Origin of the sequence: Spirosoma sp. KCTC 42546, from assembly GCF_006965485.1 — a bacterium.
Taxonomy (GTDB): domain Bacteria; phylum Bacteroidota; class Bacteroidia; order Cytophagales; family Spirosomataceae; genus Spirosoma.
In genome coordinates this window covers 5,046,904-5,071,966 of sequence record NZ_CP041360.1, presented here as the reverse complement: position 1 = coordinate 5,071,966, position 25,063 = coordinate 5,046,904, and the positions used below count along the sequence as shown (strand labels likewise).

The window sequence follows — 25,063 nt, the reverse complement described above, 5'->3', positions numbered from 1 at the left end:
TGTTATAAATTTATGCTGGTTGCAATCCTGCACCGCCTTGTAAGAAATGTCTGACCGATCCACGGTTGACTTTCTTTTCAGCTTGCCACAGATCATATTTTTTCTGCAAATTCATCCATAGATCTGCATTCGTGGCAAAAGCCTCGGACAGCTTTACAGCCATTTCAGGGCTAATCCCTGATTTCTGATTTACAATCATAGATAGCATTCGTCGGCTCACACCCAAACCTTCGGCAATTTCTGTGATTGTATAAGGCTGCTGGCTCTCCTCGCGTAATCCTTCAATCATCCCGTTTAAAATCGCGCCGGGGTGCGCGGGTCGCATATTTCGTTTTAACATAATTGCTCTCCTTTTAATGATAATCTAGAAAATCAACGTCGTAGGCATTACCGTCCTCAAAGCGAAAAATGATCCGGTAATTCGCATTGACTTTGACGGAATAATAGTCTTTGCGATCTCCGCTTAGCTTGTGAAACCGATAGCCTGGCATATCCATCTGCTCCACCGTTTCGGCCGTTTCTAATAGAGATAGAATTTCCCGTATCCGTTCCACTAAATGGGCTGTCAGCTTCGATGGGTTGTCATCTTCAAATAAAAGCCGCAAGCCCTTGTGTTGGATACTTTCTATCATAGAATCAGTGTAACATGAGAAATAACACTTTACAATATAAAAGTAACAAATTTAGGCTATTTTTCGCAAAGCGGTAAAAAATTGCCCTGTCAAGATTAGGGGACTGTTTTGGTGTTGCTCCGGTGGGTGTAGGCTACCTGAATATGTCGCTAGGTTTGTTTTCACTGGTACGCATGACATCCTGTGAAATAGCGATTAGTGCGCCAAAGGTAACGATTCGCATGAGGAATGTTGGTGGTTGATCTATGCAGTAATTTGACAAAAAAACAGCCTTCCGCTTTTATATCGAACCTCTTTATGTACTTTTGACATAAAGAGGAGCATACTTCCTTTTGAAAGTCAAGATACCCCTTTTTCTTAACGATTTGCCCGTTTTTAGCCTATGAAAACTTTTGCCCTGCTCGTGAGCTGCCTGGCTGTGTCCGGCACTTTAATGGCTCAGGCCGTTCCCCGTAGACCACTTCCCATTATTGATGTGCATGTGCACGCCATGAAGGTGAGTCCGGGTTTTGCCGTTGAAATGTGCCCCTGGTTCTTACGCGATATGCCAGGGGGTGACCCTAACCAACAGATGCGCGCCTTCCTCAATACGGAATGTGTAGATCCCTTACAACCCGCCAAATCGGACAAAGAAATGACGGCTGCCGTACTGGAAACGATGGAACGGCTCAACATGACCATCGTGGCGTATGGCGATGCGCAGATTTTGCACGAATGGAAAAAAGCCGCGCCAGACCGGGTTATTCCGGGCATTGGGGTCAGCTCGCCAAAGGATATGACTGTAAAAGCGTTTACGGATTCCCTGTCGACCGGCTTTTATAAAGTGATGGGCGAGGTAGCTCCTCAGTACCAGGGGCTTTCGCCGAGCGATATGTCGCTGGATGAATACTTCGCTGTTGCCGAAAAAATGAATATTCCGGTCGGCATTCACATGGGAACTGGGGGTAATGGGATGGCTAACATCAGTGGAGGGAAATACCGGGCTTCATTGGGCAGACCGTTCTTATTGGAAGACATGTTAGCCCGTCATCCCAAAATAAAAATATGGGTGATGCATGCCGGGTACCCGATGATTGATGAAATGATTGGGTTGATGGGGGCCAATGCCTATGTGTATGTCGATCTGGCCGGTTTCATCTGGAGTTATCCTCAGGCAGAAATTCATGCCTATCTCAAACGGCTGGTGCAGGCTGGCTTTGGCAAACGGATTCTGTACGGCACCGATTTTATGGTATGGCCCAAGTTATTCGAAACCTCGATCAGCGTGATTGAAAACGCCGAATACTTATCGTTTGATCAGAAACGGGATATTATGTTCAATAATGCCGTTCGCTTTTTCCGGTTGGATGCCAGTAAGTTTAAATATCCCTGATAAGTCACAAAACACAAAACGTCCGAATCGGTAACCACCGATTCGGACGTTTTGTATTCAGCCAATGCGCACGGAATTTATGCATCTTAGGCTGAGCACCGCGTTTGCTTACAACCGTATATAGCTGAAGTGATTTTAATTATAATGAAGACACGCGGTTATTTTTTGAAACGCTCAAACGCTTTATAAACAGCCAGGTGAAAAATGGTTGCGTGGTTTTCATCACCAAAGTAGTGGAAACCGACTTCTAATGGTTTCGTGCTATACTTTTTCAATAGGTATACTAATTGATTGGCATCCGTCTCCATAATTTTTCCTTCTTTTCCAACGCCTACAAATACTGTAGTTTTCTGTTGAAAATCTGGCTTCGCAAATACGGGAGGGTACGCCAGTAAGGACTCGTTATCCCACCACAGGCTTGGGCTGACAATAATGTACTGGTTAAACAGGCTGGGCTTTTTAAATAGAATCTCGGTCGCTAAAAGTCCGCCCAACGATTGCCCAATGATGGTTCTTGACGGATTCGAACTGTAGTTTTTCTGGATATAGGGTTGCAATTCCTTTTCGAGGAAAGCTATAAACCGTTGCGATTGCCCCGTTGTGGGATACTCCTTTTTGTCTTTTTCTATAGTAGTTGGATACGTAAAATCACGCCTTCGGTCAACGTTGGCAATGCCAACAACGATTGATTTGGGTAACAGATTAACCCACGGGAAATTGGCAAACTGCACCAAACCCGCGATATGAATGAAGTCTTCATCGGCTGACCCGTCCAGCAGGTAGATAACCGGGTACTTTCCAATCGAATCTTTCGAATAACCGTCGGGTAAGTAGATGTTCAGCGCTCTGGTTTCACCTAATTCATTGGAGGGAATGGCGTCGATGAGGCCGAGTACGAACGGCTTAGTTGAAGGTGGATTTTGCCCGAATGAAGGGTTTGCTAGTAGCCAAAAGCCAACAGAAAAAGTAAGACACAGTACTTTATACATCTAAGTCGCTTGCCGATAGTTTGGTACGTTGTAAGTTAGTTTTTTTGTCATTCCGACCTTAGGAGGAATCTCAAGCTTGACTATTACGCAACGTTGAGATTCCTCCTAAGGTCGGAATGACAAAAAAACAGCCGACCGAAGGAATTGAAAACTTAGATTAGAGGCACGAGTAAATACTCGCGCCATTACCGCGCTACCTGTGCAGCTACAGCCTTACGGGGTATTTTCTGATCCCGCATGGCTGCGTTATACACAAAACTGGCAACAACCGTGGCCGCCTGCTTCAGGTCATCGGGTTGAAGGTGATCGTAGGTGTCCATATTGGTGTGGTGCGTACGGGTACTGTATTCAATTCGATCCTGAATGAACTGGAAACCCGGCAAGCCTACCCGATCGAACGATTGGTGATCCGTTCCGCCCGTATTCGCGGGCGTTATCGTCGTGGCACCCAGGTCATTGAATGGTTTTAGCCACTGGCTGAAAATCGGACCGGCCGCCAGATTGCCTTGCAAATAAATGCCCCGGATTTTTCCCGTTCCGTTATCGACGTTGAAATAGGCGGCAATGTTTTCGCCTTCTTTCGTCAGTTTTTGGGTGGCCTTATCGACTAAGTGGTTTGCCACGTAATTTTTGGAACCGTGCAGACCCTGTTCTTCACCGCTCCAGAGCGCAATTCGGATCGTTCTTTTCGGTTTAGCCCCGATCGTATTCAGGATGCGTACCGCTTCCATCATGACCGAACTACCCGCTGCATTGTCGGTGGCACCCGTGGCGGCATGCCAGGAATCAAGGTGAGCCCCCAGCATAACCACTTCGTCTTTCAATGCAGGATCTGTACCCGGAATTTCGGCCAGCACGTTATAGCCTTTCGTGTCGTCTTTATAGAATTTCGTTTTTACATCCAGCTCAAGCTTGACAGGAATGCCCGCTTTCATGAGTCGGCAGAGCGTCATGTAATCCTCAACGGCGATGGACAGGTCGGCCAGATCATCGGGCGTAGCACCAATGGCGGCATTGGCGTAATCGCCACTGACGAACAGCGTTCCATCTTTACTGTTCTGTGTGGTATTGAGCATCCCGATGGCGCCTTCCTGTTTGGCCAGTTTCCGCATTTTCTGATTAAATGCATTCTGGGTGCGCATCGCCATGATCCGGCTGCGGAAGGTTGTGTCGTTAGCTGAACGCTGGCTTGGTGGCGCTTCGTTGGCCATTTTCAGTAGGTCTTCATCCGTAAAGCGATCGGCATCTGCTTTAAACGAGGGCATACCCTTGAACGATTGATCCAACAGAATGACTTTGTTTTTGAGTTTGCTCCGGTAGCTTTCCAGCGCCGTTGTATCAGTCGAGCTAATGTAGAGAATATCGGCAGCCTGTAGTTTGTTGGTGCTGCCACTCCAGGCTCTGGGTACGGCGATGATGGTTTTGTAATAAGGGGCAGTCATGGCCAGATACGAATGCTCAACGCCCCAACCCTGGCCCCATTCGCCCCAGGCTTCCAGGCGGGCACTTTTTAGCCCCCAACTGGTTAGTTTCGTTTTGGCCCAGTTGGCCGCTTTGATGAAACCGGGGCCTTGTAGTCGTGGGCCGTTGACGTCGGTCAGGTAAAAGGCCGTTTCCATCACCTGCGAATGATTTAGACCTTCCTCCCTGATTTTCTGGATTGTAGCCATATCCAGTTTCTCGTCCTGACCATAACTTAGGAGGGAACTCCCCAGAAACAGACTGGTTAACAGTAGTTTGTGATGCATATAAGTTGATTGATTGAGAAGTAGCCCGAAGATAACCGATTTTAGGATTGTTAGGATAAGATTATGCGTTTACGAGCTGTGATAAACGAAAGGTGATACCTTTGCAGCTTTTTGAACGGGTTTCATTCGCATGAACACAACTGAAAATCCCTGGCAGACGCTGAATTCGTCGGTCAAATATGAGAATCCCTGGCTGTCTATTCGGCATGAAGATGTGGTGACGCCCGCTGGTACAGCCGGTATTTATGGCGTTGTTAGTTTCAAAAATAAAGCAGTGGGCGTTATTCCGATTGATGCTGAGGGCAATACCTACCTGGTTGGTCAGTATCGCTACCCACTGAACGAATATTCATGGGAAATTCCAGAAGGTGGATCGCCCCTGGGAACCGATCCGCTTGATTCGGCTAAGCGTGAATTAAAAGAAGAAACGGGCTTAGAAGCGCAGAAATGGACGAAAATTGCTCGTATTCACACGTCTAACTCAGCTACCGACGAAGAAGGCTTTCTCTACATTGCCGAGGACTTAACCGAGGGCGAACATGCCCCCGAAGAAACCGAAGACTTACGTGTCTGGAAACTCCCCCTAGCCGAAGCGGTTGAGATGGTGATGACCAGCCAAATTACCGATTCGCTCAGCGTCAGTGGCCTGATGATCGTGGCCCGGTTGCGGGGAATTTAAACACAGTTTGTAGTTTGTGGTTTGTAGTTTGTAGTTGCGATTCCTCGCCAGGACTAACGCACTGTAGAACATCAAACATCAAACTGCAAACATCAAACTATAAACTGCTTGTGTTCTTACCTATTCTTCTTGGTTTTTTATTAGGGGTTGCCCTTTGCCTTACGTTCGGGACTGTGTTTTTTGCGTTGATTCAGAACAGCGTCGATAATGGTTTCCGGTCGGGAATGAAGATTGTCTTTGGCGTAATTACCGGCGACATCCTGTTTGTGCTGGCAGCCCTCTTAGGCACAGCGTTCATCCCCAAAGTGCAGGGCTTTGAGAATATCATGGCTGCGGTTGGGGTGGTATTCTTAATTGCTATGGGTTTAGTCAATATTCTGAAAGGAACCCCCAGGCTAGCCTATCCGAAAACGCGATTCGGAAATTTTGTCTATTATTTCACAACGGGATTTTTTCTAAATGCCCTCAATCCGGTCAATTTCGTGGCCTGGGTGGCCATTGTGGCCTATATCCGGTCGCACCTTCATTATACGGATGCACAGCAATACGGCTTTATGATTTCTGCCCTGGTCGGCGTGTTCGCCACCGAAAGCGCACTGGCCTATTATGCCAACCGACTCAAACGGCTTTTTACTCCACGCGTTGTACTGATTTTCAATCGGGTGACAGGCGTGGTCTTCCTCATTGGTGCGGTTAATATCGCCTACACCCGCCTACTGGAGCCGCTGTCGAAAGCGATGAACTGGTAAGTTTAAATGAAGAATGTAGAGTGAAAAGTGAAGAATAGTATCTTACAGACTAGCGATTATTCTTCACTTTTCACTCTACATTCTTCACTTTTTCAAAAAGCTTTCCCATTCCTTAATCATCCCTTTCTTCAACACTCTCGGGAATTTGTTCTGGCCGCCCATTTTGCCTCTTGATTCCATCCAGGCGTAAAATGTTTTGTTGGGCAACACGGTCACTGTGATGTCTTTGAGGGCGTGCCGACGCTCCACGGCGTAATCGTCGTTTAGCTCTTTAAGCCTGGCGTCGATTCGATTGCGGAGGTCGTTGGCATCTACTTTATCATCGGTGCCGATGTACCAGTTGTGAGCGAATAATGTGTCGTGCGTTACACCAGCTACGGTAAATTCACGTATTGAAATGCCTAATTCTTCGGAAACCATTTCAATCGCTTTGTTCATGTTATCGACGGACAGGTGTTCGCCACATAAACTCAAAAAGTGCTTCGTGCGGCCCGTAATGACGATTTCAGCCCGTTTTTTATTAACGAACTTGATCGTGTCGCCAATCAGATAACGCCAGGCTCCAGAGCAGGTAGATAGCAGAAGGGCGTACTCTTTCCCTTCTTCCACTTCGTTGATCATCAGCGTTTCAGGCTTATCAACCAGTTCGCCATCGGCTGAGAAATTTCGCTCGTTGAAGGGGATGAATTCAAAAAATAAGCCATTGTTCAAGACCAATTGCATGCCTTCTGCGTCGGGATGCGTCTGATAGGCGATAAATCCCTCTGAGGCCAGATAGGTCTCGATATAGGTGATGGGATGGGCGAGGAGCTTCTCAAAACCTGCCCGATACGGTTCAAATGATACACCCCCATGACAGAATACCATCAGGTTTGGCCAGATGTCGTGAATGGTTTTGACCTTGTAGCGGGCAATAATTTTCTCCATCAGCAACTGGATCCAGGCAGGTACACCCACCACATAGCCAATATCCCAGCCAGCGGCCTGTTCCGTAATTTCGTCTAATTTCAGCGCCCAGTCTTTTTCCTGAGCAATGTCGCGTCCTGGTTTATAAAATCGCTCGAACCAGAGGGGAATTTTGCTGGCCGTAATGCCACTGAGGTCGCCTTCGTAATGGCCTTCGCGAGCGTTCAGATCCGTGCTGCCTCCCAGCATGAGGCATCCTTTTTCGTAGAGTGTTGAGGGTAGGTTCTGGTATTTTCCAAGGGTCAGAATCTGCCGGATGCTGGTCCGCTGAATGGCCTTCGACATCGACTTCGTAACGGGGATATACTTTGTAGCGGCCTCTGATGTCCCTGAACTCAGCGCAAAATATTTCACTTTTCCCGGCCAGGCTACATTCCGTTCGCCTGCCAGTGTTTGTTTCCACCAACCGTCGAACATTTTATTGTAGTCGTGGATGGGTACATACTGCTTGTATTTCTGATAGAATTCTCCTTCACTCCCAAACTCAACCGAACGGAGAAGATCATCGAAATGATAAGCTGCCCCAAATTTTGTGAACTGCGCTTTTCGGATGAGCTTGCGGAAGACTTTACGCTGCTGACGTAGTGGATTAAACTGCCGCAGCCGAACGACATTCGATAACCGAATCCCGTTTTTGAGCATACTACCTAATAGAGCCATGTTTGTTAATGAAGAGTGAAGAGTGAAGAGTGAAAAATAATGAATAAGAGCTATGTGATTGTGTTTTGCTTATTCTTCATTTTTCACTCTTCACTCTTCATTATAAGTTCCAGTTCGTCAACGTGTCCATCATGCTGTAGGCCGTTAGGTCATAGTGGCAGGGGACTACAGATGTATAGTTATTGGCTAGTGCGTACTCGTCGGTGTCTTCGGCGTGTGTGTCGAAGTTGACAAAATCGCCTGCCAGCCAAAAATAGCGACGACCATGTGGGTCGCGTCGTTCGTCGAATACTTCCTGCCATTTGGCATTCGCCTGTCGACAGATACGGATTCCTTTTAACGGTTCCGCCGTTTTGGCCGGGAAGTTGACGTTTAGTGCCGTTCCTCGCTCGATCCCTTTTTCCAGTACGTTGCGGGCAATACTCAGAATATGCTCGTGTGCATGCGAAAAATCGGGTTGGCGCGTGAAATCACCAAGCGAGAAGCCAATCGCAGGAATTCCCTCAATGGCGGCTTCGATAGCTGCCGACATTGTGCCCGAATATAAAATGCTAATGGACGAATTACTGCCGTGATTAATACCACTAACCACCAAATCAGGAGCCCGGTCTTTCAGCACATGGTGCTTCGCCAACTTAACACAATCGGCGGGCGTACCGGAGCATTCATAGGCGGGTACATCGCCGTAAATATCGGAAGGGTAAAGTCGGATTGGATTGGCAATCGTAATGGCATGTCCCATGCCCGACTGCGGACTGTTTGGGGCTACGACCACCACCGAACCAATTCGTTTCATCAGCTCAACGAGCGTGCGAATGCCATGAGCGGTAATACCGTCGTCGTTTGTTACTAAAATTAAAGGCTTCTTGTCAGACATAAACTAAATCAATAATCACTAGCCGCTACGCATTTATCAGTGGCGACTATTCCTATGCAATACTACACAAATACGGGCGAAGATGTTGGAAGAAAGTCCATATCAGTTCCGATGTCGCTTCTTGAACTGGAATGGATTTTCGCCCGTAACGCGCCTAAAAATCTTATTGAAATAGCTCAAACTCTCGAAGCCACAGGCAAAACAGGCTTCGGTTACAGTATGGTCGAGAAGCAGTAGTTTCTGCGCCTGATTGATGCGATATTGGTTCAGAAACTGCGTGAAGGTCAGGCGGGTCATGCGTTTTACATAACGACAGAAAGCCGCGGTGGTCAGGTTGGTCAGCGCGGCAGCTTCGGCCAGATCGAACTTACGCTGGTAGTTGTCTTCAATGAACTGATAGAGTCTCTTTAGGCGCTGCTGTTCGCTTAAATTGTAGGCATTCGTTACGGGTTTTCCGTGTAACGAAGTTGTCTCGGAACTAGTCGCTAACTGCTGAAAAATGGACAGCAAAGCCATAAGCCGCTCAAAGGGTGGGAGGGTAGGCAACGCTTCCAGTTGCTCGCCAACCAGCCGTTTCGTTTCGCCGTGAAACGAAACACCCGCACGGGCCATCTCGAATAACCGGGCAATGGCTGCAAACTCCGGTGCCTGACCAAATAAGTTACCCAGAAAAGCTTCCTTTAACTGCACCACCACTTTTCGATGGTCGGTTTTTACGCCATAGTCGAAATTCAAGTGAGGAATATTCGGGCCAATAAAAACCAGATCGCTGCCTTCGTAGCGCGAGATATGATCGCCCACGTGCCGGGTTCCGTTGGCACCGGTGATGTACACGATTTCGTATTCAGGATGATAATGCCACAGGAAAACATCATTGAGCCGGGGCGTTTCCAGAATATGGAACGAACTGTTGGCGTCGGGACTGATTTGTTCTAAGGCAATCTTCATAAAGGAGTCGATTCAATAGCGAAGCGTTTTTGTCATGCTGACGATAGGAAGCATCTTGCGGTATCCTACTAAATAAGTTAGGGTAATTTAAGATGCTTCCTATCGTCAGCATGACAAAAAATGTACTCACATTTGCTCATAATTCCTTCTGAAAAAACTTATTTACGAAACTAAGAGCAATATAGTGCAAAAAGTGGACAGCATTGTTGTGGAAATGGGCTACCCGCATCGACTACCTTTGTTACAACAAAATCAACAAAACATCCTAACGCATATGGAAACGATGCAGCCCACAATGATTCCCGATAACGCTCACAAAGACATTCCGGGAAATCCATCGACAGCCACCAGCAGCAAAATCAGTCTGAATGACCGTTCTGCTGGAAAGCCTTTACGCGTATTATCCGAAGAAGATTGGCAATTCTGGAAGCACAACGGCTACATCGTTATCAAGCAGGCCGTGCCGAAAGAACAGGCCGATCGACTTGCTAATTTCCTGTGGGAATTTGAAGAAAAAGACCCGAACGATCCCGCTACTTGGTATGCGCCAGCCCGCGCCGAAATGAAAATGAAGGAGTTGACGAACAGCGGCATGGTCGAGCTGTATAATCACCAGTATGAGTGGGACAACCGCCAGTATCCGCGCGTATACGATGCCTTCGTCGATATCTGGGGTACCGAGAAACTCTGGGTAACCATCGACCGGGCCAACCTGAATTTCCCCGTTCGGCCGGGTCACGAATTCAAGGGGTTCATTCACTGGGATTACGACCCCGAAACCCGTCCCCAAAACGTGCAGGGTGTACTGGCTCTGGCCGACCAAACCGACGAAAATATGGGCGGTTTTCAGTGCATCCCTGAACTCTACCGCACCTACGATACCTGGAAACTAACCCAACCCGCCGACCGCGACCACTTCAAGCCCGATACAACCGGGTTCGATTTCGTAAAGGTGAAAATGGAAGCAGGCGATTTGCTGATTTTCAACAGTACACAACCCCACGGCATCCGCCCGAATCTATCGACTGACAAAGTCAGAATGGCGCAGTACATTTCTATGATGCCCGCCGAAGAAGACAACGAAGCGCTACGGCAGTGGCGCATTACGTCCTGGCGCGACCGCCAGGCTCCCGAAGGGTACGCCTTCCCCGGCGATCCCCGCAATTGGGAAAAGGAGCGCTACCAAACCGCTGAACTATCTCCGCTGGGTAAAAAACTGCTGGGGCTAGATAGTTGGGAGTAAGGTAGTTCTGGCAGGATTTATGATTATGAAGCTGTTTTAAATTTCTAATTTCTATTGACTGAATTGCTTTTTTTGTCATTCCGACGCCAGGAGGAATCTCAAGCTTCTCATTAGTCAAGCTTGAGATTCCTCCTGGCGTCGGAATGACAAAAAGTACTCTGACCCAGTAAAAAAAATGAAAGTTTAAAACCTTAGTAGAGATAACTGCGAAAAGTAGTTTAGGGGCCGGGTGAAGCTTTGTAGCTCAATAACCTATGCATCTAAACCAGCATGAAAATACAACGTTGTTTGCTTCTTATGTTTAGTCTGCTGATCCAGGCATTTGTGCTTCAGGCTCAGCCACGAGTACCACCCCTTCGATCACCGGAAGTCGCAGAAGGTGGATTGACATTCCGGCTTCGTGCTCCGAATGCCAAAGAAGTTATCCTAGACATTGAAGGAATTTCAAAGGAAACGATGACGAAAGACGAGCAGGGCGTTTGGAGTTTTACCAAAAAGCTTGAGCCAGATGTCTATGATTACGCCTTTGTTGTCGATGGACTTCGTATTCCAGACCCCGCCAATCCCGTCGCCAAACCCTGTTATCAATGCAACGGTCAGAGTTTAGCGCATATGCCTGGGCCCGCTTCACTAAGCTGGGAAATCAAAGACGTTCCTCGGGGAGCTGTCAATCATCAGGTATATCGGTCGGCTGTTATGGGCGAAGATCGGGATTATTATGTGTATCTGCCGCCCAACTATGATCCCAAACGTAAAGAACCGTACCCCGTATTTTTCTTACTACATGGAGCCACAGGCACCGCTTTGTCGTGGATTGTCAATGCGCAGGCCAATATCATTCTGGACAACCTGATTGCTGAAGGCAAAGCCAAACCGATGATTATGGTAAACACGCTAGGCTATGGAGGTAACGATAAATACGCTGCCGAAGTAATTCAGGAGATCATTCCACAACTTGAAAAAACGTATAACGCAAGCAAAGACAGAAATCAACGAGCCATTGTTGGTCTGTCGATGGGAGGGGGAACGGCTTTTTATACAGGCCTTAATCACCTGGATCACTTTGCGTATGTAGGCGGCATGAGTAGTGCCGTAGGCATGGGAGGCCCACGACCGCCAGCATCCACCACGGCAAATCCAGCCACAACGACGCCGTCTGCCGAACAGGTGACAGCCATGATGGACGTCTTTACAAAGACGTATCCCAAGCTGGATGAGAAGGCAAATTCTCAGCTGAAACTGTTATGGATTTCCTGCGGAGTCGATGATTTTCTGTATCAGAATAACAAATACTTCAAGGAGTTTCTGACGGCAAAAAATGTAAAGTTTAAAAACGTGGAGACACCGGGTGGGCATACGTTTATGGTGTGGCGGAGGAACCTGACCGACTTAGCTCCATTGCTGTTTAAATGAGTTAGTCCGTTTTTCTGACAGGATTACAGGATTAACAGGATTTTTTTTCTGGTCTTAAAGCCTGTTAATCCTGTAATCCTGTCAGAAAAAACGGGCTAACTTTGATGTTGTATCTCAGCGAAAAAGATAGTCCGTTATGCTTTCGTCCCGCCACCTGATTTTTATGGAAGTGGCTCGTTTGTTAAGCTTTACCAAAGCCAGTCAAACGTTATTCCTCAGCCAGTCGGCGATTAGTAAGCAGATTAAATCGCTGGAATATTTTTACAAAACGGGTCTGTTTGAGCGGCATGGTACAACCATCAGCTTAACGCTGGCGGGCCAGGCACTCTACACCAAACTGCTCGAAGCGGGCCAGCTCCAGGATGAACTGCACCAGGAACTTCAGCAGATTAACGATAAATTTCTCCCGCTCACTAAACTGGCCATTGGGGCTAGTACAACCATTAGTTTGTACGTTCTGCCACCTGTTCTGTCGGCTTACCTGCACCGGTACGATACCATTCAGATCAGTGTTTTGAACCGAAATTCAGACACGATCCAGAATGCGTTACTGGCCCACGATATTGATGTGGGCATTGTTGAGGGCTTGACGCAGCTTAATACATTGGTCTACACGCCCTTTATGACCGACGATGTTCTGGCCGTTTGTTCGGCCAAGAGCCCACTGCGGGATCGCACGCTTGCACTAGCCGACTTGCCTGCTATTCCGCTGGCGGTGCGGGAAAATGGCTCGGGAACATTGGCTGTAGTTGAGGATGAGCTAAGCAAGAAAGGAATCAATCTGTCGTCGTTGCGAATTCTGATTCGCCTGGGAGGTACTGAAGCCCTGAAAAACTTTGTCCTTGCCGATACCTGTCTGGCTTTTTTGCCGAAGCGAGCCATTCTAAAAGAACTGACGGCGGGGGAGTTGGTTGAAGTTCCCATTCGTGATCTGACCCTCCAGCGAACCTTCTATTTCATCCAGCGGAAAGGCACCGAAAACAACCGACTAGTCAGTACATTTATTCACTTTACCAAGCGGCATTATTCCATTGTGGAATAACTCATGCCAAAACGCTATTTGCTTCATGCGTTGTTAACCGGGACTTTTCGGGAAAATACAACCATGAACATTGCCATCACTTCATCACGTTTGGGAGATTTACATTGTTCGCAATGCGGCTCCATTCATAATGCGCTTGTGCGCCAGACCTTATCTGTTTGTTGCCAGGCCCCGCTGCTTTGTCAGTATGTAATTGGGGAGGGAAGCGTCCAGAAATCAGATTTGATCATGCGGAGTAAGTCGCTCTGGCGCTATGAAGAACTCCTGCCCGTTATTCTGCCAGAAAATCAGATCACGCTTGGCGAAGGCTTCACGCCGATTCTAAACCTTAACCGTTTAGCCGACAGACACGATCTGCATCACCTGAGCCTGAAAGACGAAGGCCTGAATCCTACCGGTTCATTCAAAGCGAGAGGGTTATGCATGGCCGTTTCGAAAGCCAAAGAAAATGGCGAAGAGGCCTGTATTATTCCCACCGCTGGTAATGCGGGTGTTGCTATGGCGGCTTACTGCGCCAGAGCAGGACTGGAAGCCGTGGTGGTCATGCCGCGTCACACGCCCGATGCCTTTAAGGAAGAATGCATTGGCTACAATGCCACCCTTATTGAAGTAGACGGACTGATCAATGACTGTGCGGCTAAAGTACAGGAGTTGAACCAGACCGGCGCTTATTTCGACGTCTCGACACTGAAAGAACCTTACCGACTGGAGGGCAAGAAGACGATGGGTTATGAAATTGCCGAGCAGTTGAACTGGCAGTTACCCGATGTAATCATGTACCCAACGGGTGGCGGAACTGGTCTGATTGGCATCTGGAAAGCGTTTCACGAAATGAAAATGCTGGGCTGGTTGCCCCAAAATCAGCGCTTGCCCCGAATGGTGGCTGTGCAGGCAGAGAACTGCTCGCCCGTTGTCGATACGTATCTGGGGAAACAGGCAAACAGTAAACAGTATGTGGGCAAACCCACACTGGCCAACGGATTGGCGGTTCCACGCCCTATTGGTGAACCTCTCATGCTAAGTGTACTGCGCGAATCCGGTGGAACCGCTATTGCCGTTTCTGAAGATGAGATGCTGGAAGGCGTCAGTGAACTCTGCCGATACGAAGGCATTTTCGTGGCACCCGAAGGCGGGGCCATATGGGCAGCCACGAAGAAATTACTGCGTCAGGGCTGGCTCCAGCCAGAGGAACACATTCTGCTTTTAAACACAGGTTCTGGCCAGAAGTATCTGGATAATGTGAAAGGAAAGTGGGTTCGGTGATGGGAGTTGAGTGATGTCGGGTTCCAAACCCGACATCCAAAGGTTTCTCAAAACCTAACGTGAGAACGAGAGGCTTGTATTTACTATCTTTGAATTACCCCTTATAACGATAATCGTCAGGGAAGCCAAAGAAATCCTGTATATGATAGACTTCGGCGCAATCATGCCATATGATTGTATTCCCATTGCCAATTATATACTTGTTACGGCGTGCTAACGGAACCTTTTGTAATGAAGGAAACCGTGAAACAGGCAACATGATCGACCGTCCATCTTCAAGCGAAACTTCAAATTTGCCTCGCTTGGGAAATGTTACTTTTTTTATAACCGGTGTAGTGCCGCCGTAGCCTTCCATGTTGTTTTATCTTAAAGGTTATTGCTTTTATTTTTTCGCCCGCCCTTGCTTTTGCATATAAGTCAAGCAGGATTTCTCGATTGCTCTCTACTAATTTTGTTGCCAATAGGCGCTCTTTTTCAGAAAGGTCGCCATCCTCGGCGAAAATAAGCGGATCAATCCAGGTTTTCGCATATCCCCGTTCTCACTCGGCAAAGCCAAGCGAGAACGAGGTTTTGAGAAACCTCTCGTGTCAGATGTAAGCATCTGACACCACAGTAAGCATCTGATACATGTTCACCAACTCTTTCATTCAAACTAATTGTATTTTGCGTATCTATAATTAAGTTTATCCAATTATAGCCTTATGCCGTAAAGGGTAGCTTAATTAACAGTGGCCAGTTTACATTCTTCCCCGAACAATTCCACCGATCAGCAACTTTGGCGAGGTCTTCGCGAAGGGGATGAATCGGCATTTACGGCTATTTTCGACCGCTACCACCGCACGTTGTACAACTACGGTAGCAAACTCTTCTCCGATTCGGCCCTGGTTGAAGATGCTGTGCAGGAAGTTTTTATTGACGTCTGGCGCATGCGGGCCACGTTATCCGAAGAAATCATCTCCATTAAATTTTATCTCTATCGGTCCCTGCGTCGCCGGATTCATCGGATGCAGGGGAAATACCAGACGGGCGAACGGATTGAGGAACTTGTCGATGACGATACAACGCCAACCTCCGTTACGGAAGAGACGACACAGATTGAGCAGGAATCCAGAGACTTGCTCAGTCGGCGGATTCAGGAGTTGCTTACCCAGTTGCCCAAGCGTCAGGTAGAAGCCTTAACATTATATTACTACGACGAATTCAGTATTGCCGAAATCGCTCAGTTGATGGATGTCAACGAGAAATCGGTTCGCAATTTCATCCACCGGGCCATTACATCACTTCGCCAGAATCGCAACTGGCTCATCGGATCACTGCTGATTTTCTGGCTATTATGTAGCCTGTAAAAAATTTTTAAAAAAACTTCATGAAAAAAGAGGTCAATTGACCTATTGCTGCTTCTTTCTTAATGAAGGGGAATAATTCTATATCTTCTTGTGTAGGTACTCTTTTCTTGGCGCTATGAAACAAGCCTCCTATTCACTGACAGACTTCCTGGAAGACGCGGATTTTATTCGCTGGGTAAAGCATCCCGATGAGACACAGGATGTCTATTGGCAGCAATTTCTGGAGGCACATCCCGATAAAAAGCCAGCAGTGGAGATGGCGCGTCAGTACATTCTGGTATTCGCGGAGCAAACCGGTCAGCAGCAGCCAACGGCAGCCCAGAGCGAAATGATGCGCCAATATATACAGAAGCATGTTCGGGAGGAGAGCAACGAAAAGGTGGTTGCCCCGTTCACCCGGACAGTTGGCACCAGCTGGAGTTGGTTGCGCATGGCGGCTTCGATAGCCCTGGTAATCAGCATCGGTTTAGGGGCGTATTGGTATAGCCAACGGCAGGCGGTTCAACCCGAAAGTTACCAGCAGTTTGTGAAGGAAACTCCGGCAGGAATAACCTTAAAAGAGGCTCGAAATGATACCGATAAACCCCTGACGGTTTTGCTCAGCGATGGTAGTTCGGTCGTGCTGCAACCCGGTAGCCGCCTGAGTTATCCGGATACGTTTCAGCAGCGGGAGGTCTATTTAACGGGGAAAGCTTTTTTTGAAATCGTGAAAAATCCAGCCCGACCCTTTCTGGTGTATACCCGTGGTATTGCGACTAAAGTCTTGGGAACCAGCTTTATGGTCGATGCGCCCGAGTCGGGCCAGCCGATAAAAGTGGCGGTAAAAACGGGTAGCGTGGCCGTGTATGCCTTAGACGAATCATCGTCTGTTCGGCAGAAAGCGGCTAGCCCCGAATTAAGTGGACTTGTGTTGACACCAAATCAGGGTGCGGAATACTCGGATGCCAGTAAGCGGCTGGTTCGTATGCCCGGCAGTATGTTTGCACAACCCGAAACGCAGGTGGTTGCCAAACAGTCTTTTGATTTTGACGAGACGCCTGTTGCTGAGGTGTTTAGTACACTGGAGAAGGCGTATGGTGTTCACATCATTTATGATGAAACCATGTTGGGTAAATGCTCACTGTCAGCCTCGCTGGTTGGGCAACCCTTTCACGATAAATTGGCCGTCGTTTGTAAAGCACTTGAAGCGCAGTATGCCATTCAGGGAAATCAGGTGACGATTACAGGCGGCCAACGTTGCCAATAATTCCTATTCCTAACACCTAACCCCACTACCGTATGCCTACGATTACCGCCCTCCACTAAAAAAGGTCAGCCATGTTGACGCATAGCTGACCTCCGAATTATCCCCCTATTTTCTGACCTGACAAGCCGTGCCATTCACTGACAATGAATGGGTTGGGGGGATTTTGTTGAATTTTTTTGCTCACCCAACAAAACATGACAAATGTATGCAAAAACTACGCTTTGTAGATGAAAGGCTTTTAAGAATCATGCGTATAACCCTCATCCAATGGTTTCTGGTCTGTGCACTAGCCGGAATTTCGTGGGCACGTGATGGGAAAGCCCAGCAGCTTCTCGACCAGAGAATTACGCTTTCGGTAGAGAGTCAGAATGTAAAAAAAGTACTGCATCAGATTGAAAAACAAGTTGATGCCCGTTTTGTGTTTAGCTCGCAAATTATCCAGTCGGATCGTAAAATATCCGTTAAAAGCCAATCAGAGCCACTTTCGCAGGTATTGATCAAACTGCTGAAACCGCTTCAACTCGCCTACGAAGTGAGTGGCAACATGATCATCATCCGGCCCGATCGTCCGGCTAAACCGGCTCCCGTTGATGTCGATCAGGCGTCTTTGGTAACGCCAATTGAACAGGTTGCCCGTTCGGTATCGGGAACGGTGAGTGACCAGACCGGCGTCACACTTCCCGGCGTAAACGTCGTCATAAAAGGAACGCAGAAAGGCACGACGACCGATGCACAGGGGCAGTTTAAACTGGAACTGCCCGACACCGAAACCACGCTCGTATTCAGCTCGGTTGGGTATTTGCCGAAAGAAGTCACTGTCGGGAACGAGTCTATTTTGACCGTTACCCTAACCACCGATACCAAAGCCTTAGGGGAAGTAGTTGTGGTGGGTTATGGAACCCAGAAACGGGCCGACGTAACCGCAGCCATCGCATCTGTACCGATGGGCGAAATTCGAGACATGCCCGTATCGAACGTAGCTACGGCCTTGCAGGGGAAAATTCCGGGGGTTGTCATTCAACAAACCAGTGGCGCTCCCGGTAGCACGCCAGCCATTAAAGTGAGGGGCTTCGGCTCGATCAGTGCGGGAACCTCGCCCCTGATCGTGGTCGACGGAAATATTGTTGGTTCCGGTGTTTTCGGCTTGCTCAGTAGTATTGATATTGAAAGCATCGACGTCCTGAAAGACGCTTCATCCACAGCTATTTACGGGTCTAAAGGATCTAATGGCGTTCTGCTGGTCACGACGAAACGCGGGAAACCGGGGCGTATGAATGTGAACCTGGATGTGTATACCGGCTTTCAGGAAATCACTAAGAAAATAGACCTGCTGAACTCGCAGCAATATGCTGAATTTGCCAAGGAAGCCTCCAATACGGCTTATTTAGACAATGTTCCGGGAGGCAGCGCATCCGATCCAAACAGCGTTCGGCCGTCCAGTTACCTGCGTTATCGCTACCCACGGGGTGATTTGTTCGATTGGTTCAATTATGACGATCCAGCCAAAGTCGCCAATCTGCCCTACACCGATTTTCAGGATTTGATCTTTCGCCGGGCCAAGATGAGCAGCTACCAGCTTTCGGTATCGGGCGGTAATGAAAAGGCGCGGTATCTGGTAAGCGGGAGTTACCTGAAGCAGGACGGTATCATTCTGAAATCGTCGCTGGATCGGTACATTTTCCGCGCCAATGTCGAAGTAAACCTGTTGCCAAAGCTGAAAGTGGGTATGAACCTGAACCCTTCTTTCAAAAATGTTCAGGAGGTTACGGCTGAAAATCAGTGGTTTAATCAGGGCATCATTACGGCAGCACTGGCAGCTATTCCGATGGCTCCTGTTTATGCGGCCGATGGCTCCTATTCATCACAACTGGCGCTGGCGGCACCGTATAACCTGCCGGGCGTTACGAATCCGCTGGCCAATATTACCGAATATAACAGTCCCTATCTGTCGGGAAACCTGCTCGGAAATATCTACGCAGACTATGGATTCCTGAAGAATTTCAATTACCGGGCATCGGCCAATGTAAACTTCAGCGATAACCGACGCAATACCTACCGCACGTCGAGAATGCCGCTGAGCAATCTGTTGCCACCGACTACGGCTATGGGAACCGTTTACTCCGATCAGAATTTGAGCTGGTTGTTCAACCAGGTTGTGGGCTATACCAAAAACATCAACTCGGTACACAACATTGAGGCTCTGGTCGGTATGGAAGCTACGTCAACCAAGTTTCAGTCGAGCAGTGCTTCGGGGAGTTCATACGCCAATGACGTTGTCGAGACGTTGAATGCCAGCGCCAGTGGTTCCACAACGACTGCCTGGTCGTTCAAAACAGCCAATGCATCGGTCTCGTATTTTGCCAGGGCCAACTACAGTTACAAGGGCAAGTACTTGGCGAATCTGTCGGTTCGTCGGGACGGATCGTCCATTTTCGGGCCTGATAATCGTTGGGGTACGTTTCCGGCGGGGTCGTTGGGCTGGCGCGTGAGCGAGGAGTCGTTTATGAAAAATATACGGGCCATCTCCGAAACCAAACTTCGGGTTAGTTACGGGCTGTCGGGAAACAACGCATTCTCGGATAATTATCCCTACGTAGGCCAGTTACGACCCGATAACTACAGCTTTAACAATAACCTGGTCAATGGGTTAGCGCCGTCTTCGCTGGCGAATTCGAAACTAGGCTGGGAGAAAAATCAGCAGTTCGATGCAGGTATTGACGTGGGTCTGGTCAATAACCGAATTTACCTGAGTGTCGATTATTACCATCGGATTACCAAAGATCTGTTGTTGTCGGTCAATGTGCCTTCGCTGACGGGTTTTACATCGGCCTATAAGAACATCGGGAAGATGGAAAATAAGGGGATGGAGTTTGCGCTCAATACCCGCAACATGACCAAAGGCTTTATCTGGAATACGACAATTAATCTCTCGTATAACCGCAACAAAGTGCTGGAACTCGGCCCAACCGGCGATCCGATCCGGACAACCAGCGGCAGTCTGGCCGATTTAACCATTACGCAGATCGGAGCGCCCATCGGTAGTTTTTACGGTTATAAACAACTCGGGATTTTTCAGAATCAGGCCGATTTAGATGCCAACCCACACGATGTTACATCCCGGCCGGGCGATGTGAAATACGCTGATATCGATGGCGATGGCAAAATCACGGCAACCGACCGTACTATCTTGGGCAACAACCAGCCCGATTTCATTTACGGCTTTACCAACTCGTTCAGCTACAAAGGATTTGATCTGAATATTTCCATTCAGGGTACGCAGGGCGGCAAAATTCTAAACATCGGTCGCCGGTACTTCGACAATATGGAAGGCAACCAGAACCAGATGACAACGGCCTTGCATCGCTGGCGGTCGGCGAGTGATCCGGGCGATGGTATCACACCACGGGCCAATGAGCGTAGCACGGGTAACAACAATGCCGTGTCGTCGCGCTGGGTGGAGGATGCCAGTTATGTGCGGATTCAGAACGTCAATCTGGGGTATCGGCTGCCAACAAAGCTGCTGAACAAGGTCAAGATCCAGCAACTGCGGTTATACGTATCGGCTCAGAATCTGTACACCTGGACGAAGTACCTGAACTACAACCCGGAAGTGAGCAACTACGAAAGTCCCTTATCGGCGGGCATCGACTACGGCGCGTATCCACTGGCGAGGACCTATACGTTTGGTATCAATGTGGGATTTTGAGACAGAGTTAAACACAGAGGAACGGAGGATTTCACGGAGAACACAGCGTTTAATTATATGAAAAACACTGATTTATACCTCCTTTAACCCTCTGTATTCTCTGTGGAACACTCTGTGCCTCTGTGTTTAAATTACCTTCTAATTAGTTTCAACAATGAAGATATATAGAATCCTTGCGAGCGTCCTGGTGGTATTTTTCATCAGTTCGTGCCGCCAGCAATTCCTGGATTTAAGTCCGATTTCGAATGCCACGACCGATAATTTCTACAAAACGGGCGACGATATAAAAAACGCGCTTAGCGGAAGCTATGCCGCCCTGCAAGCCGATGGTATTGCGGGCAACAGCTACGTATTCGGGGAAATAGCGTCGGATAATACGGTACCCGTGGCCTCTGGTTCCATCACCGATCAGGATGAGTTTGATCGCTTTTACATCAAAACGACGAACCCGTACATTTCTGGTCGATGGAATGACTGTTACTCGGCCATTGCGCGATTCAACACCATTCTGGATAAAATTGACGGGATTACGATGGACGCAGCCATCAAGAGTCGCTACATTGGTGAAGTGAAGTTTTTGCGGGGCTGGATTTACTTCATTCTGGTACAAACCTACGGCGATGTGCCCCTGGTGACCAAGCCGATCAACAACCCCGACGATGGGTACGCGTATACCCGTAATCCTAAAACGGAAGTGTATGCACAGATCGAAAAGGACCTCTCGGAGGCCGAAGCTGCTTTGCCTGTAACCTATACGGGAGTTGATGTGGGTCGGGCCACGAAGGGCGCTGCTAAATCCATGCTGGGCAAAGTGTACCTGACCCAGAAGAAATATGCGCAGGCGGTTGCCAAGCTGAAAGAGGTGATTGACCTGAATGTGTACGCTATTTTGCCCAGTTACGCCGATGTGTTTAAAGTGAGCAATAAGAATCACAAAGAGTCGGTGTTTGATGTGCAGTATAAATCGGGTGGATCAGCCGAAGGAAACCCCTGGCCGAACCTGTTTGCGCCACAATCCTCTGGTAATTCGGTCATTGCGTTCAGTGGTAATGGGAATAATCAACCCACTGAAGATTTGTATAAGGCCTATGAGCCAGGTGACGTACGCAGGGATATTTCGATGGCCATCTCATATGTAAACGCCAGTGGTCAGGTCGTGACGGCGAACTACGTAAAGAAGTATTTCGATACCCCCGCCACGAATAATGATAACGGGAACAACATCCCGATCATTCGCTATGCCGATGTGCTGTTGATGTATGCCGAGAGCTTAAACGAAGTGGGCTATCAGCCTACGGGCGAGGCTTTTACCTACCTGAATCAGATTCGTACCCGGGCAGGTTTGAAAGCGAAAACTGCTACCGATATTCCAGATCAGCAATCGTTCCGATTAGCAATGGAGCAGGAGCGCCGGGTCGAACTCGCATTTGAATGCCATCGCTGGTATGACCTCGTTCGTACGGGTCGGGCTATTCCACTTTTGAACAGCAAGAAGGATCAGATTCGATTAGTCAACGTGCTGACGGAGAATAATTTGGTCTTCCCGGTCCCTCAGGCGCAGATTGATGTCAACAAAGACAAGATCAAGCAAAATCCAGGGTATTAGATAAGCGGTGTTGTCGCCTTCTAGTATTATATTTTTTGACAGGATTTACAGGATGAACAGGATTGGTTTATTGGAGATAATCCTGTTCATCCTGTAAATCCTGTCAAAAAAAAGATTGTAGCCAAACGTAATTGATAAACAAATGAACAGACGGGAAGCAGTAGCGCGAGTGGCCTGGTTGATGGGCGGAACGCTGTCGGCACCAACCCTGATGGCCATGAGCCGTTGGGAGGAGGGAATTGACGATCAAAAAACTCGGCCTCAAACCGCCGATTCTATATTGGACGACGGCCAGCGCGAAATCGTGGCCCGCGTATCGGACATGATCATTCCCAAAACCGATACACCCGGTGCCATTGATGTTGGTGTACCCGCGTTCATGGATGTGATACTTCGCGATTGTTACAAAAAGCCTGCCCAGGATGCCTTTATTGCTGGGGTGCAGGAGTTGGAGCGTAAGAACTTCTTAGGTCTTAAACCCGATCAGCAGACGGCCCTATTGAAGCAGGTCGAAGCCAGTGCTACGCCCAGCGCCACCAGCCCGTCGTTCTGGCAAATCGTAAAGGAGGTCACGTTACTTGGCTATTTTACGTCGGAAGCAGGCATTAAAGCATCATTTGATTATCAACCCATTCCGGGGCGATTCGAGGCCATTAAGATCAAGCCGGGCCAGAAAGATTTTATGTACGGAAATCAGGTATAGTCGCAAAATAATTAAACACAGAGGCACAGAGAATATCACTGAGAAAACAGAGGTATAAAATGGTTGAAAACAGCGGCTTATATGCATTTCAACTCCGTATCCTCTGTTAAATCTCCGTTCCTCTGTGTTTAAAACTCTATTCTAAAACATGAATCTGAATATAAAATCCGATAAGGCACAAACATACGATGCCATTGTGGTTGGCTCGGGCATGACCGGCGGCATGGCGGCTAAAGAGCTGACCGAGCGAGGGTTAAAGGTATTGATGCTCGAACGGGGCTACGAACTCAAGCACGTTGAGGATTATAAAACCGCCATGAAAGACCCCTGGGAGTTCGAACATCGGGGCAAAATAACCAACCTCGCGGCCGAAGAGCATTACGCTAGTATGTACTTCTCGGCCAAAGAAGGCACGCAATACCTGTACACCAACGACGCCGAGAACCCGTATATCCAGAAACGGCCCTTCAACTGGATTCGAGCCTATCATACGGGTGGCAAGTCGTTGTTATGGGGCAAACAATCCTACCGCTGGAATCGTGAGGATTTCCTCGCCAATGCCAAACAGGGACTTGGTGTTGAATGGCCAATTGGCTACGACGATCTTGTGCCCTGGTACGATTACGTCGAAAAGTTTGTGGGTGTGAGCGGTCAGGCAGAGGGACTCGACGTGTTGCCGGACGGTAAGTTTCTGCCACCGATGGCCATGACAGCCCCCGAATTGCATTTGAAAAAATCGGTAGGGCAGAAGCTGAACCGACCCATTACGATTGGTCGCGTGGCGCATTTGACGAAGCCTCAACCCTGGCATACGGCATTAGGACGGGCTACTTGTCAGTTCCGAAACCGGTGTTCGCGAGGTTGTCCGTTCGGCGCGTATTTCAGTTCGCTGGCTGCTACCATTCCAGCGGCTCGCCAAACTAATCGGCTTACGATTGTGCACAACGCCATTGTGAAAGAGATCTTGCTGGATAGTCAGGGGCAGAAGGCAAAAGGCGTACGGGTAATTGACCAGAATACGATGGAGGTTCGGGAGTTTTACGCCAAAGTAATTTTCCTGAACGCGGGTACGATTGGCTCTACGTCCATTCTGATGAACTCAAAATCGTCGCGTTTCCCAACCGGATTAGGTAACGACAGCGATCAACTGGGCCGGAATCTCATGGATCACCACCTCAGCGTGGGCGCTCGTGCCGACATCGAAGGCTTTGAAGACGACTATTATTTTGGTGCCCGACCCAATGCCTTGTACATCCCGCGTTTCCGAAACTGGGGGAACGACAAACGCAGCTATCTCCGTGGCTTTGGTTATCAGGGCGGTGCGTCGCGGGCCGATTGGTCACGGGGAGCCGCCGAAACGGGCTTTGGTGCTGATTTCAAGGCGAAGATGACCCAACCTGGCCCCTGGAAAATTAACCTGAGCGGCTTCGGCGAAGTGCTTCCTGATCCGAATAACCGGTTCTACCTCAGCGAAGACCAAACCGACAAATGGGGCTTACCTAAAGTGGTGTTCGATGCAGATTTCGGCGAGAACGAACGCGCCATGCGGAAAGACATCATGAACGACGGGGCCGAAATGCTCGAAGCGGCTGGTTTCAAAAACGTGGTTCCTTATGACAACGCCGTTGCGCACATGGGCCTGGGTATTCATGAAATGGGCACGGCCCGCATGGGTAAAGATCCGAAAACGTCAGTCCTGAATAAGTTTAACCAGGTACACGCCTGCAAGAACGTCTTCGTCACCGATGGTTCGGCCATGACCTCAGCCTCGAACGTGAACCCATCCATTACGTATATGGCGCTCACGGCGCGGGCCGCTAAACACGCCGTCGATCAATTGAAAGCGCGGAGTCTTTGATTTGTGGTTGTCTGGGC

21 protein-coding genes are annotated in these 25,063 nt (G+C 48.6%); 13 read left to right on the top strand and 8 right to left on the bottom strand.

All coding sequences use genetic code 11. From position 1 onward, the window contains the following. Positions 1 to 10: 10 nt before the first annotated feature. Both EXU85_RS20910 and EXU85_RS20905 read right to left on the bottom strand, forming a co-directional pair. The gene (locus EXU85_RS20910) at positions 11 to 340 is read right to left on the bottom strand and encodes a HigA family addiction module antitoxin (protein ID WP_142773958.1); all 330 of its coding nucleotides are present in this window, start codon (positions 338 to 340) and stop codon (positions 11 to 13) included. A 13-nt stretch (positions 341 to 353) separates the two neighbouring features. Further along, the gene (locus tag EXU85_RS20905; protein ID WP_142773957.1) at positions 354 to 632 is read right to left on the bottom strand and encodes a type II toxin-antitoxin system RelE/ParE family toxin; all 279 of its coding nucleotides are present in this window, start codon (positions 630 to 632) and stop codon (positions 354 to 356) included. 382 nt (positions 633 to 1,014) lie between these two features. On the opposite strand from EXU85_RS20905, the gene EXU85_RS20900 reads away from it, so the two are divergent. Then, positions 1,015 to 2,004: an amidohydrolase family protein gene (locus tag EXU85_RS20900; protein WP_142773956.1), complete on the top strand. Its 990-nt coding sequence runs from the start codon at positions 1,015 to 1,017 to the stop codon at positions 2,002 to 2,004. Positions 2,005 to 2,162: 158 nt separating this feature from the next. On the opposite strand, the gene EXU85_RS20895 is transcribed toward EXU85_RS20900, so the two are convergent. After that, on the bottom strand, positions 2,163 to 2,993 hold the full coding sequence (locus EXU85_RS20895) for an alpha/beta hydrolase (protein WP_142773955.1): 831 nt from the start codon (positions 2,991 to 2,993) through the stop codon (positions 2,163 to 2,165). A gap of 185 nt (positions 2,994 to 3,178) precedes the next feature. Beyond that, positions 3,179 to 4,741 (bottom strand): M20/M25/M40 family metallo-hydrolase, encoded by a 1,563-nt coding sequence (locus EXU85_RS20890; protein ID WP_142773954.1) that lies wholly within the window; start codon positions 4,739 to 4,741, stop codon positions 3,179 to 3,181. Between the two features lie 130 nt (positions 4,742 to 4,871). On the opposite strand from EXU85_RS20890, the gene EXU85_RS20885 reads away from it, so the two are divergent. Both EXU85_RS20885 and EXU85_RS20880 read left to right on the top strand, forming a co-directional pair. Further along, complete coding sequence (locus tag EXU85_RS20885) at positions 4,872 to 5,420, top strand: NUDIX hydrolase (protein WP_142773953.1); 549 nt, start codon at positions 4,872 to 4,874, stop codon at positions 5,418 to 5,420. 110 nt (positions 5,421 to 5,530) lie between these two features. Beyond that, entirely contained in the window at positions 5,531 to 6,169 is a 639-nt protein-coding gene (locus EXU85_RS20880; protein ID WP_142773952.1) for a LysE family translocator, read from the top strand. A gap of 84 nt (positions 6,170 to 6,253) precedes the next feature. Here EXU85_RS20880 and EXU85_RS20875 read toward each other — a convergent pair whose 3' ends face one another. The 3 genes from EXU85_RS20875 to EXU85_RS20865 form a co-directional block, all read right to left on the bottom strand. Beyond that, a complete protein-coding gene (locus tag EXU85_RS20875) occupies positions 6,254 to 7,795 on the bottom strand; it encodes a GH3 auxin-responsive promoter family protein (protein WP_142773951.1) in 1,542 nt (513 codons plus the stop codon). A 100-nt stretch (positions 7,796 to 7,895) separates the two neighbouring features. Continuing rightward, positions 7,896 to 8,672 (bottom strand): 5'/3'-nucleotidase SurE, encoded by a 777-nt coding sequence (surE, locus tag EXU85_RS20870; protein ID WP_142773950.1) that lies wholly within the window; start codon positions 8,670 to 8,672, stop codon positions 7,896 to 7,898. A 102-nt stretch (positions 8,673 to 8,774) separates the two neighbouring features. Continuing rightward, positions 8,775 to 9,620 carry an AraC family transcriptional regulator gene (locus EXU85_RS20865; protein WP_142773949.1) on the bottom strand — a complete coding sequence of 282 codons (846 nt, stop codon included), beginning with the start codon at positions 9,618 to 9,620 and terminating at the stop codon, positions 8,775 to 8,777. Between the two features lie 283 nt (positions 9,621 to 9,903). Between EXU85_RS20865 and EXU85_RS20860 the strand changes: the two genes are divergently transcribed. The 4 genes from EXU85_RS20860 to EXU85_RS20845 all read left to right on the top strand — a co-directional run bounded on the left by EXU85_RS20860 (position 9,904) and on the right by EXU85_RS20845 (position 14,581). Further along, positions 9,904 to 10,863 (top strand): phytanoyl-CoA dioxygenase family protein, encoded by a 960-nt coding sequence (locus EXU85_RS20860; protein ID WP_210422498.1) that lies wholly within the window; start codon positions 9,904 to 9,906, stop codon positions 10,861 to 10,863. Between the two features lie 270 nt (positions 10,864 to 11,133). Beyond that, a complete protein-coding gene (locus EXU85_RS20855) occupies positions 11,134 to 12,276 on the top strand; it encodes an esterase (protein ID WP_142773947.1) in 1,143 nt (380 codons plus the stop codon). 136 nt (positions 12,277 to 12,412) lie between these two features. Then, a complete protein-coding gene (locus tag EXU85_RS20850; RefSeq protein WP_142773946.1) occupies positions 12,413 to 13,318 on the top strand; it encodes a LysR family transcriptional regulator in 906 nt (301 codons plus the stop codon). A 3-nt stretch (positions 13,319 to 13,321) separates the two neighbouring features. Beyond that, positions 13,322 to 14,581, top strand: coding sequence for a threonine synthase (locus EXU85_RS20845; protein WP_246859173.1), 1,260 nt, complete (start codon positions 13,322 to 13,324; stop codon positions 14,579 to 14,581). Positions 14,582 to 14,675: 94 nt separating this feature from the next. Here the strand turns inward: EXU85_RS20845 and EXU85_RS36220 are convergent, their stop codons facing one another. Continuing rightward, on the bottom strand, positions 14,676 to 14,936 hold the full coding sequence (locus EXU85_RS36220) for a DUF2442 domain-containing protein (protein ID WP_142773945.1): 261 nt from the start codon (positions 14,934 to 14,936) through the stop codon (positions 14,676 to 14,678). Between the two features lie 373 nt (positions 14,937 to 15,309). Between EXU85_RS36220 and EXU85_RS20835 the strand changes: the two genes are divergently transcribed. The 6 genes from EXU85_RS20835 (at position 15,310) to EXU85_RS20810 (ending at position 25,046) form a co-directional block, all read left to right on the top strand. Beyond that, complete coding sequence (locus EXU85_RS20835) at positions 15,310 to 15,927, top strand: RNA polymerase sigma factor (RefSeq protein WP_142773944.1); 618 nt, start codon at positions 15,310 to 15,312, stop codon at positions 15,925 to 15,927. A 115-nt stretch (positions 15,928 to 16,042) separates the two neighbouring features. After that, positions 16,043 to 17,173, top strand: a complete 1,131-nt coding sequence (locus EXU85_RS20830; RefSeq protein ID WP_142773943.1) for a FecR family protein — start codon at positions 16,043 to 16,045, stop codon at positions 17,171 to 17,173. A gap of 247 nt (positions 17,174 to 17,420) precedes the next feature. Continuing rightward, entirely contained in the window at positions 17,421 to 20,879 is a 3,459-nt protein-coding gene (locus EXU85_RS20825; protein ID WP_142773942.1) for a TonB-dependent receptor, read from the top strand. A gap of 154 nt (positions 20,880 to 21,033) precedes the next feature. After that, positions 21,034 to 22,485: a RagB/SusD family nutrient uptake outer membrane protein gene (locus tag EXU85_RS20820; protein WP_142773941.1), complete on the top strand. Its 1,452-nt coding sequence runs from the start codon at positions 21,034 to 21,036 to the stop codon at positions 22,483 to 22,485. Between the two features lie 142 nt (positions 22,486 to 22,627). Further along, positions 22,628 to 23,188 carry a gluconate 2-dehydrogenase subunit 3 family protein gene (locus EXU85_RS20815; protein WP_142773940.1) on the top strand — a complete coding sequence of 187 codons (561 nt, stop codon included), beginning with the start codon at positions 22,628 to 22,630 and terminating at the stop codon, positions 23,186 to 23,188. Positions 23,189 to 23,336: 148 nt separating this feature from the next. Next, positions 23,337 to 25,046 (top strand): GMC oxidoreductase, encoded by a 1,710-nt coding sequence (locus EXU85_RS20810; RefSeq protein WP_142773939.1) that lies wholly within the window; start codon positions 23,337 to 23,339, stop codon positions 25,044 to 25,046. Positions 25,047 to 25,063 lie beyond the last annotated feature (17 nt).

Excerpts from the sequence above, each read along its gene's own strand:
- EXU85_RS20855 (WP_142773947.1), top strand. The coding sequence starts at position 11,134 with ATGAAAATACAACGTTGTTTGCTTCTTATGTTTAGTCTGCTGATCCAG.
- surE (WP_142773950.1), bottom strand. The coding sequence starts at position 8,672 with ATGTCTGACAAGAAGCCTTTAATTTTAGTAACAAACGACGACGGTATT.
- EXU85_RS20830 (WP_142773943.1), top strand. The coding sequence starts at position 16,043 with ATGAAACAAGCCTCCTATTCACTGACAGACTTCCTGGAAGACGCGGAT.
- EXU85_RS36220 (WP_142773945.1), bottom strand. The coding sequence starts at position 14,936 with ATGGAAGGCTACGGCGGCACTACACCGGTTATAAAAAAAGTAACATTT.
- EXU85_RS20810 (WP_142773939.1), top strand. The coding sequence starts at position 23,337 with ATGAATCTGAATATAAAATCCGATAAGGCACAAACATACGATGCCATT.
- EXU85_RS20845 (WP_246859173.1), top strand. The coding sequence starts at position 13,322 with ATGCCAAAACGCTATTTGCTTCATGCGTTGTTAACCGGGACTTTTCGG.
- EXU85_RS20875 (WP_142773951.1), bottom strand. The coding sequence starts at position 7,795 with ATGGCTCTATTAGGTAGTATGCTCAAAAACGGGATTCGGTTATCGAAT.
- EXU85_RS20815 (WP_142773940.1), top strand. The coding sequence starts at position 22,628 with ATGAACAGACGGGAAGCAGTAGCGCGAGTGGCCTGGTTGATGGGCGGA.
- EXU85_RS20905 (WP_142773957.1), bottom strand. The coding sequence starts at position 632 with ATGATAGAAAGTATCCAACACAAGGGCTTGCGGCTTTTATTTGAAGAT.
- EXU85_RS20865 (WP_142773949.1), bottom strand. The coding sequence starts at position 9,620 with ATGAAGATTGCCTTAGAACAAATCAGTCCCGACGCCAACAGTTCGTTC.
- EXU85_RS20825 (WP_142773942.1), top strand. The coding sequence starts at position 17,421 with ATGCGTATAACCCTCATCCAATGGTTTCTGGTCTGTGCACTAGCCGGA.
- EXU85_RS20895 (WP_142773955.1), bottom strand. The coding sequence starts at position 2,993 with ATGTATAAAGTACTGTGTCTTACTTTTTCTGTTGGCTTTTGGCTACTA.
- EXU85_RS20820 (WP_142773941.1), top strand. The coding sequence starts at position 21,034 with ATGAAGATATATAGAATCCTTGCGAGCGTCCTGGTGGTATTTTTCATC.
- EXU85_RS20850 (WP_142773946.1), top strand. The coding sequence starts at position 12,413 with ATGCTTTCGTCCCGCCACCTGATTTTTATGGAAGTGGCTCGTTTGTTA.
- EXU85_RS20910 (WP_142773958.1), bottom strand. The coding sequence starts at position 340 with ATGTTAAAACGAAATATGCGACCCGCGCACCCCGGCGCGATTTTAAAC.
- EXU85_RS20890 (WP_142773954.1), bottom strand. The coding sequence starts at position 4,741 with ATGCATCACAAACTACTGTTAACCAGTCTGTTTCTGGGGAGTTCCCTC.
- EXU85_RS20885 (WP_142773953.1), top strand. The coding sequence starts at position 4,872 with ATGAACACAACTGAAAATCCCTGGCAGACGCTGAATTCGTCGGTCAAA.
- EXU85_RS20900 (WP_142773956.1), top strand. The coding sequence starts at position 1,015 with ATGAAAACTTTTGCCCTGCTCGTGAGCTGCCTGGCTGTGTCCGGCACT.
- EXU85_RS20860 (WP_210422498.1), top strand. The coding sequence starts at position 9,904 with ATGCAGCCCACAATGATTCCCGATAACGCTCACAAAGACATTCCGGGA.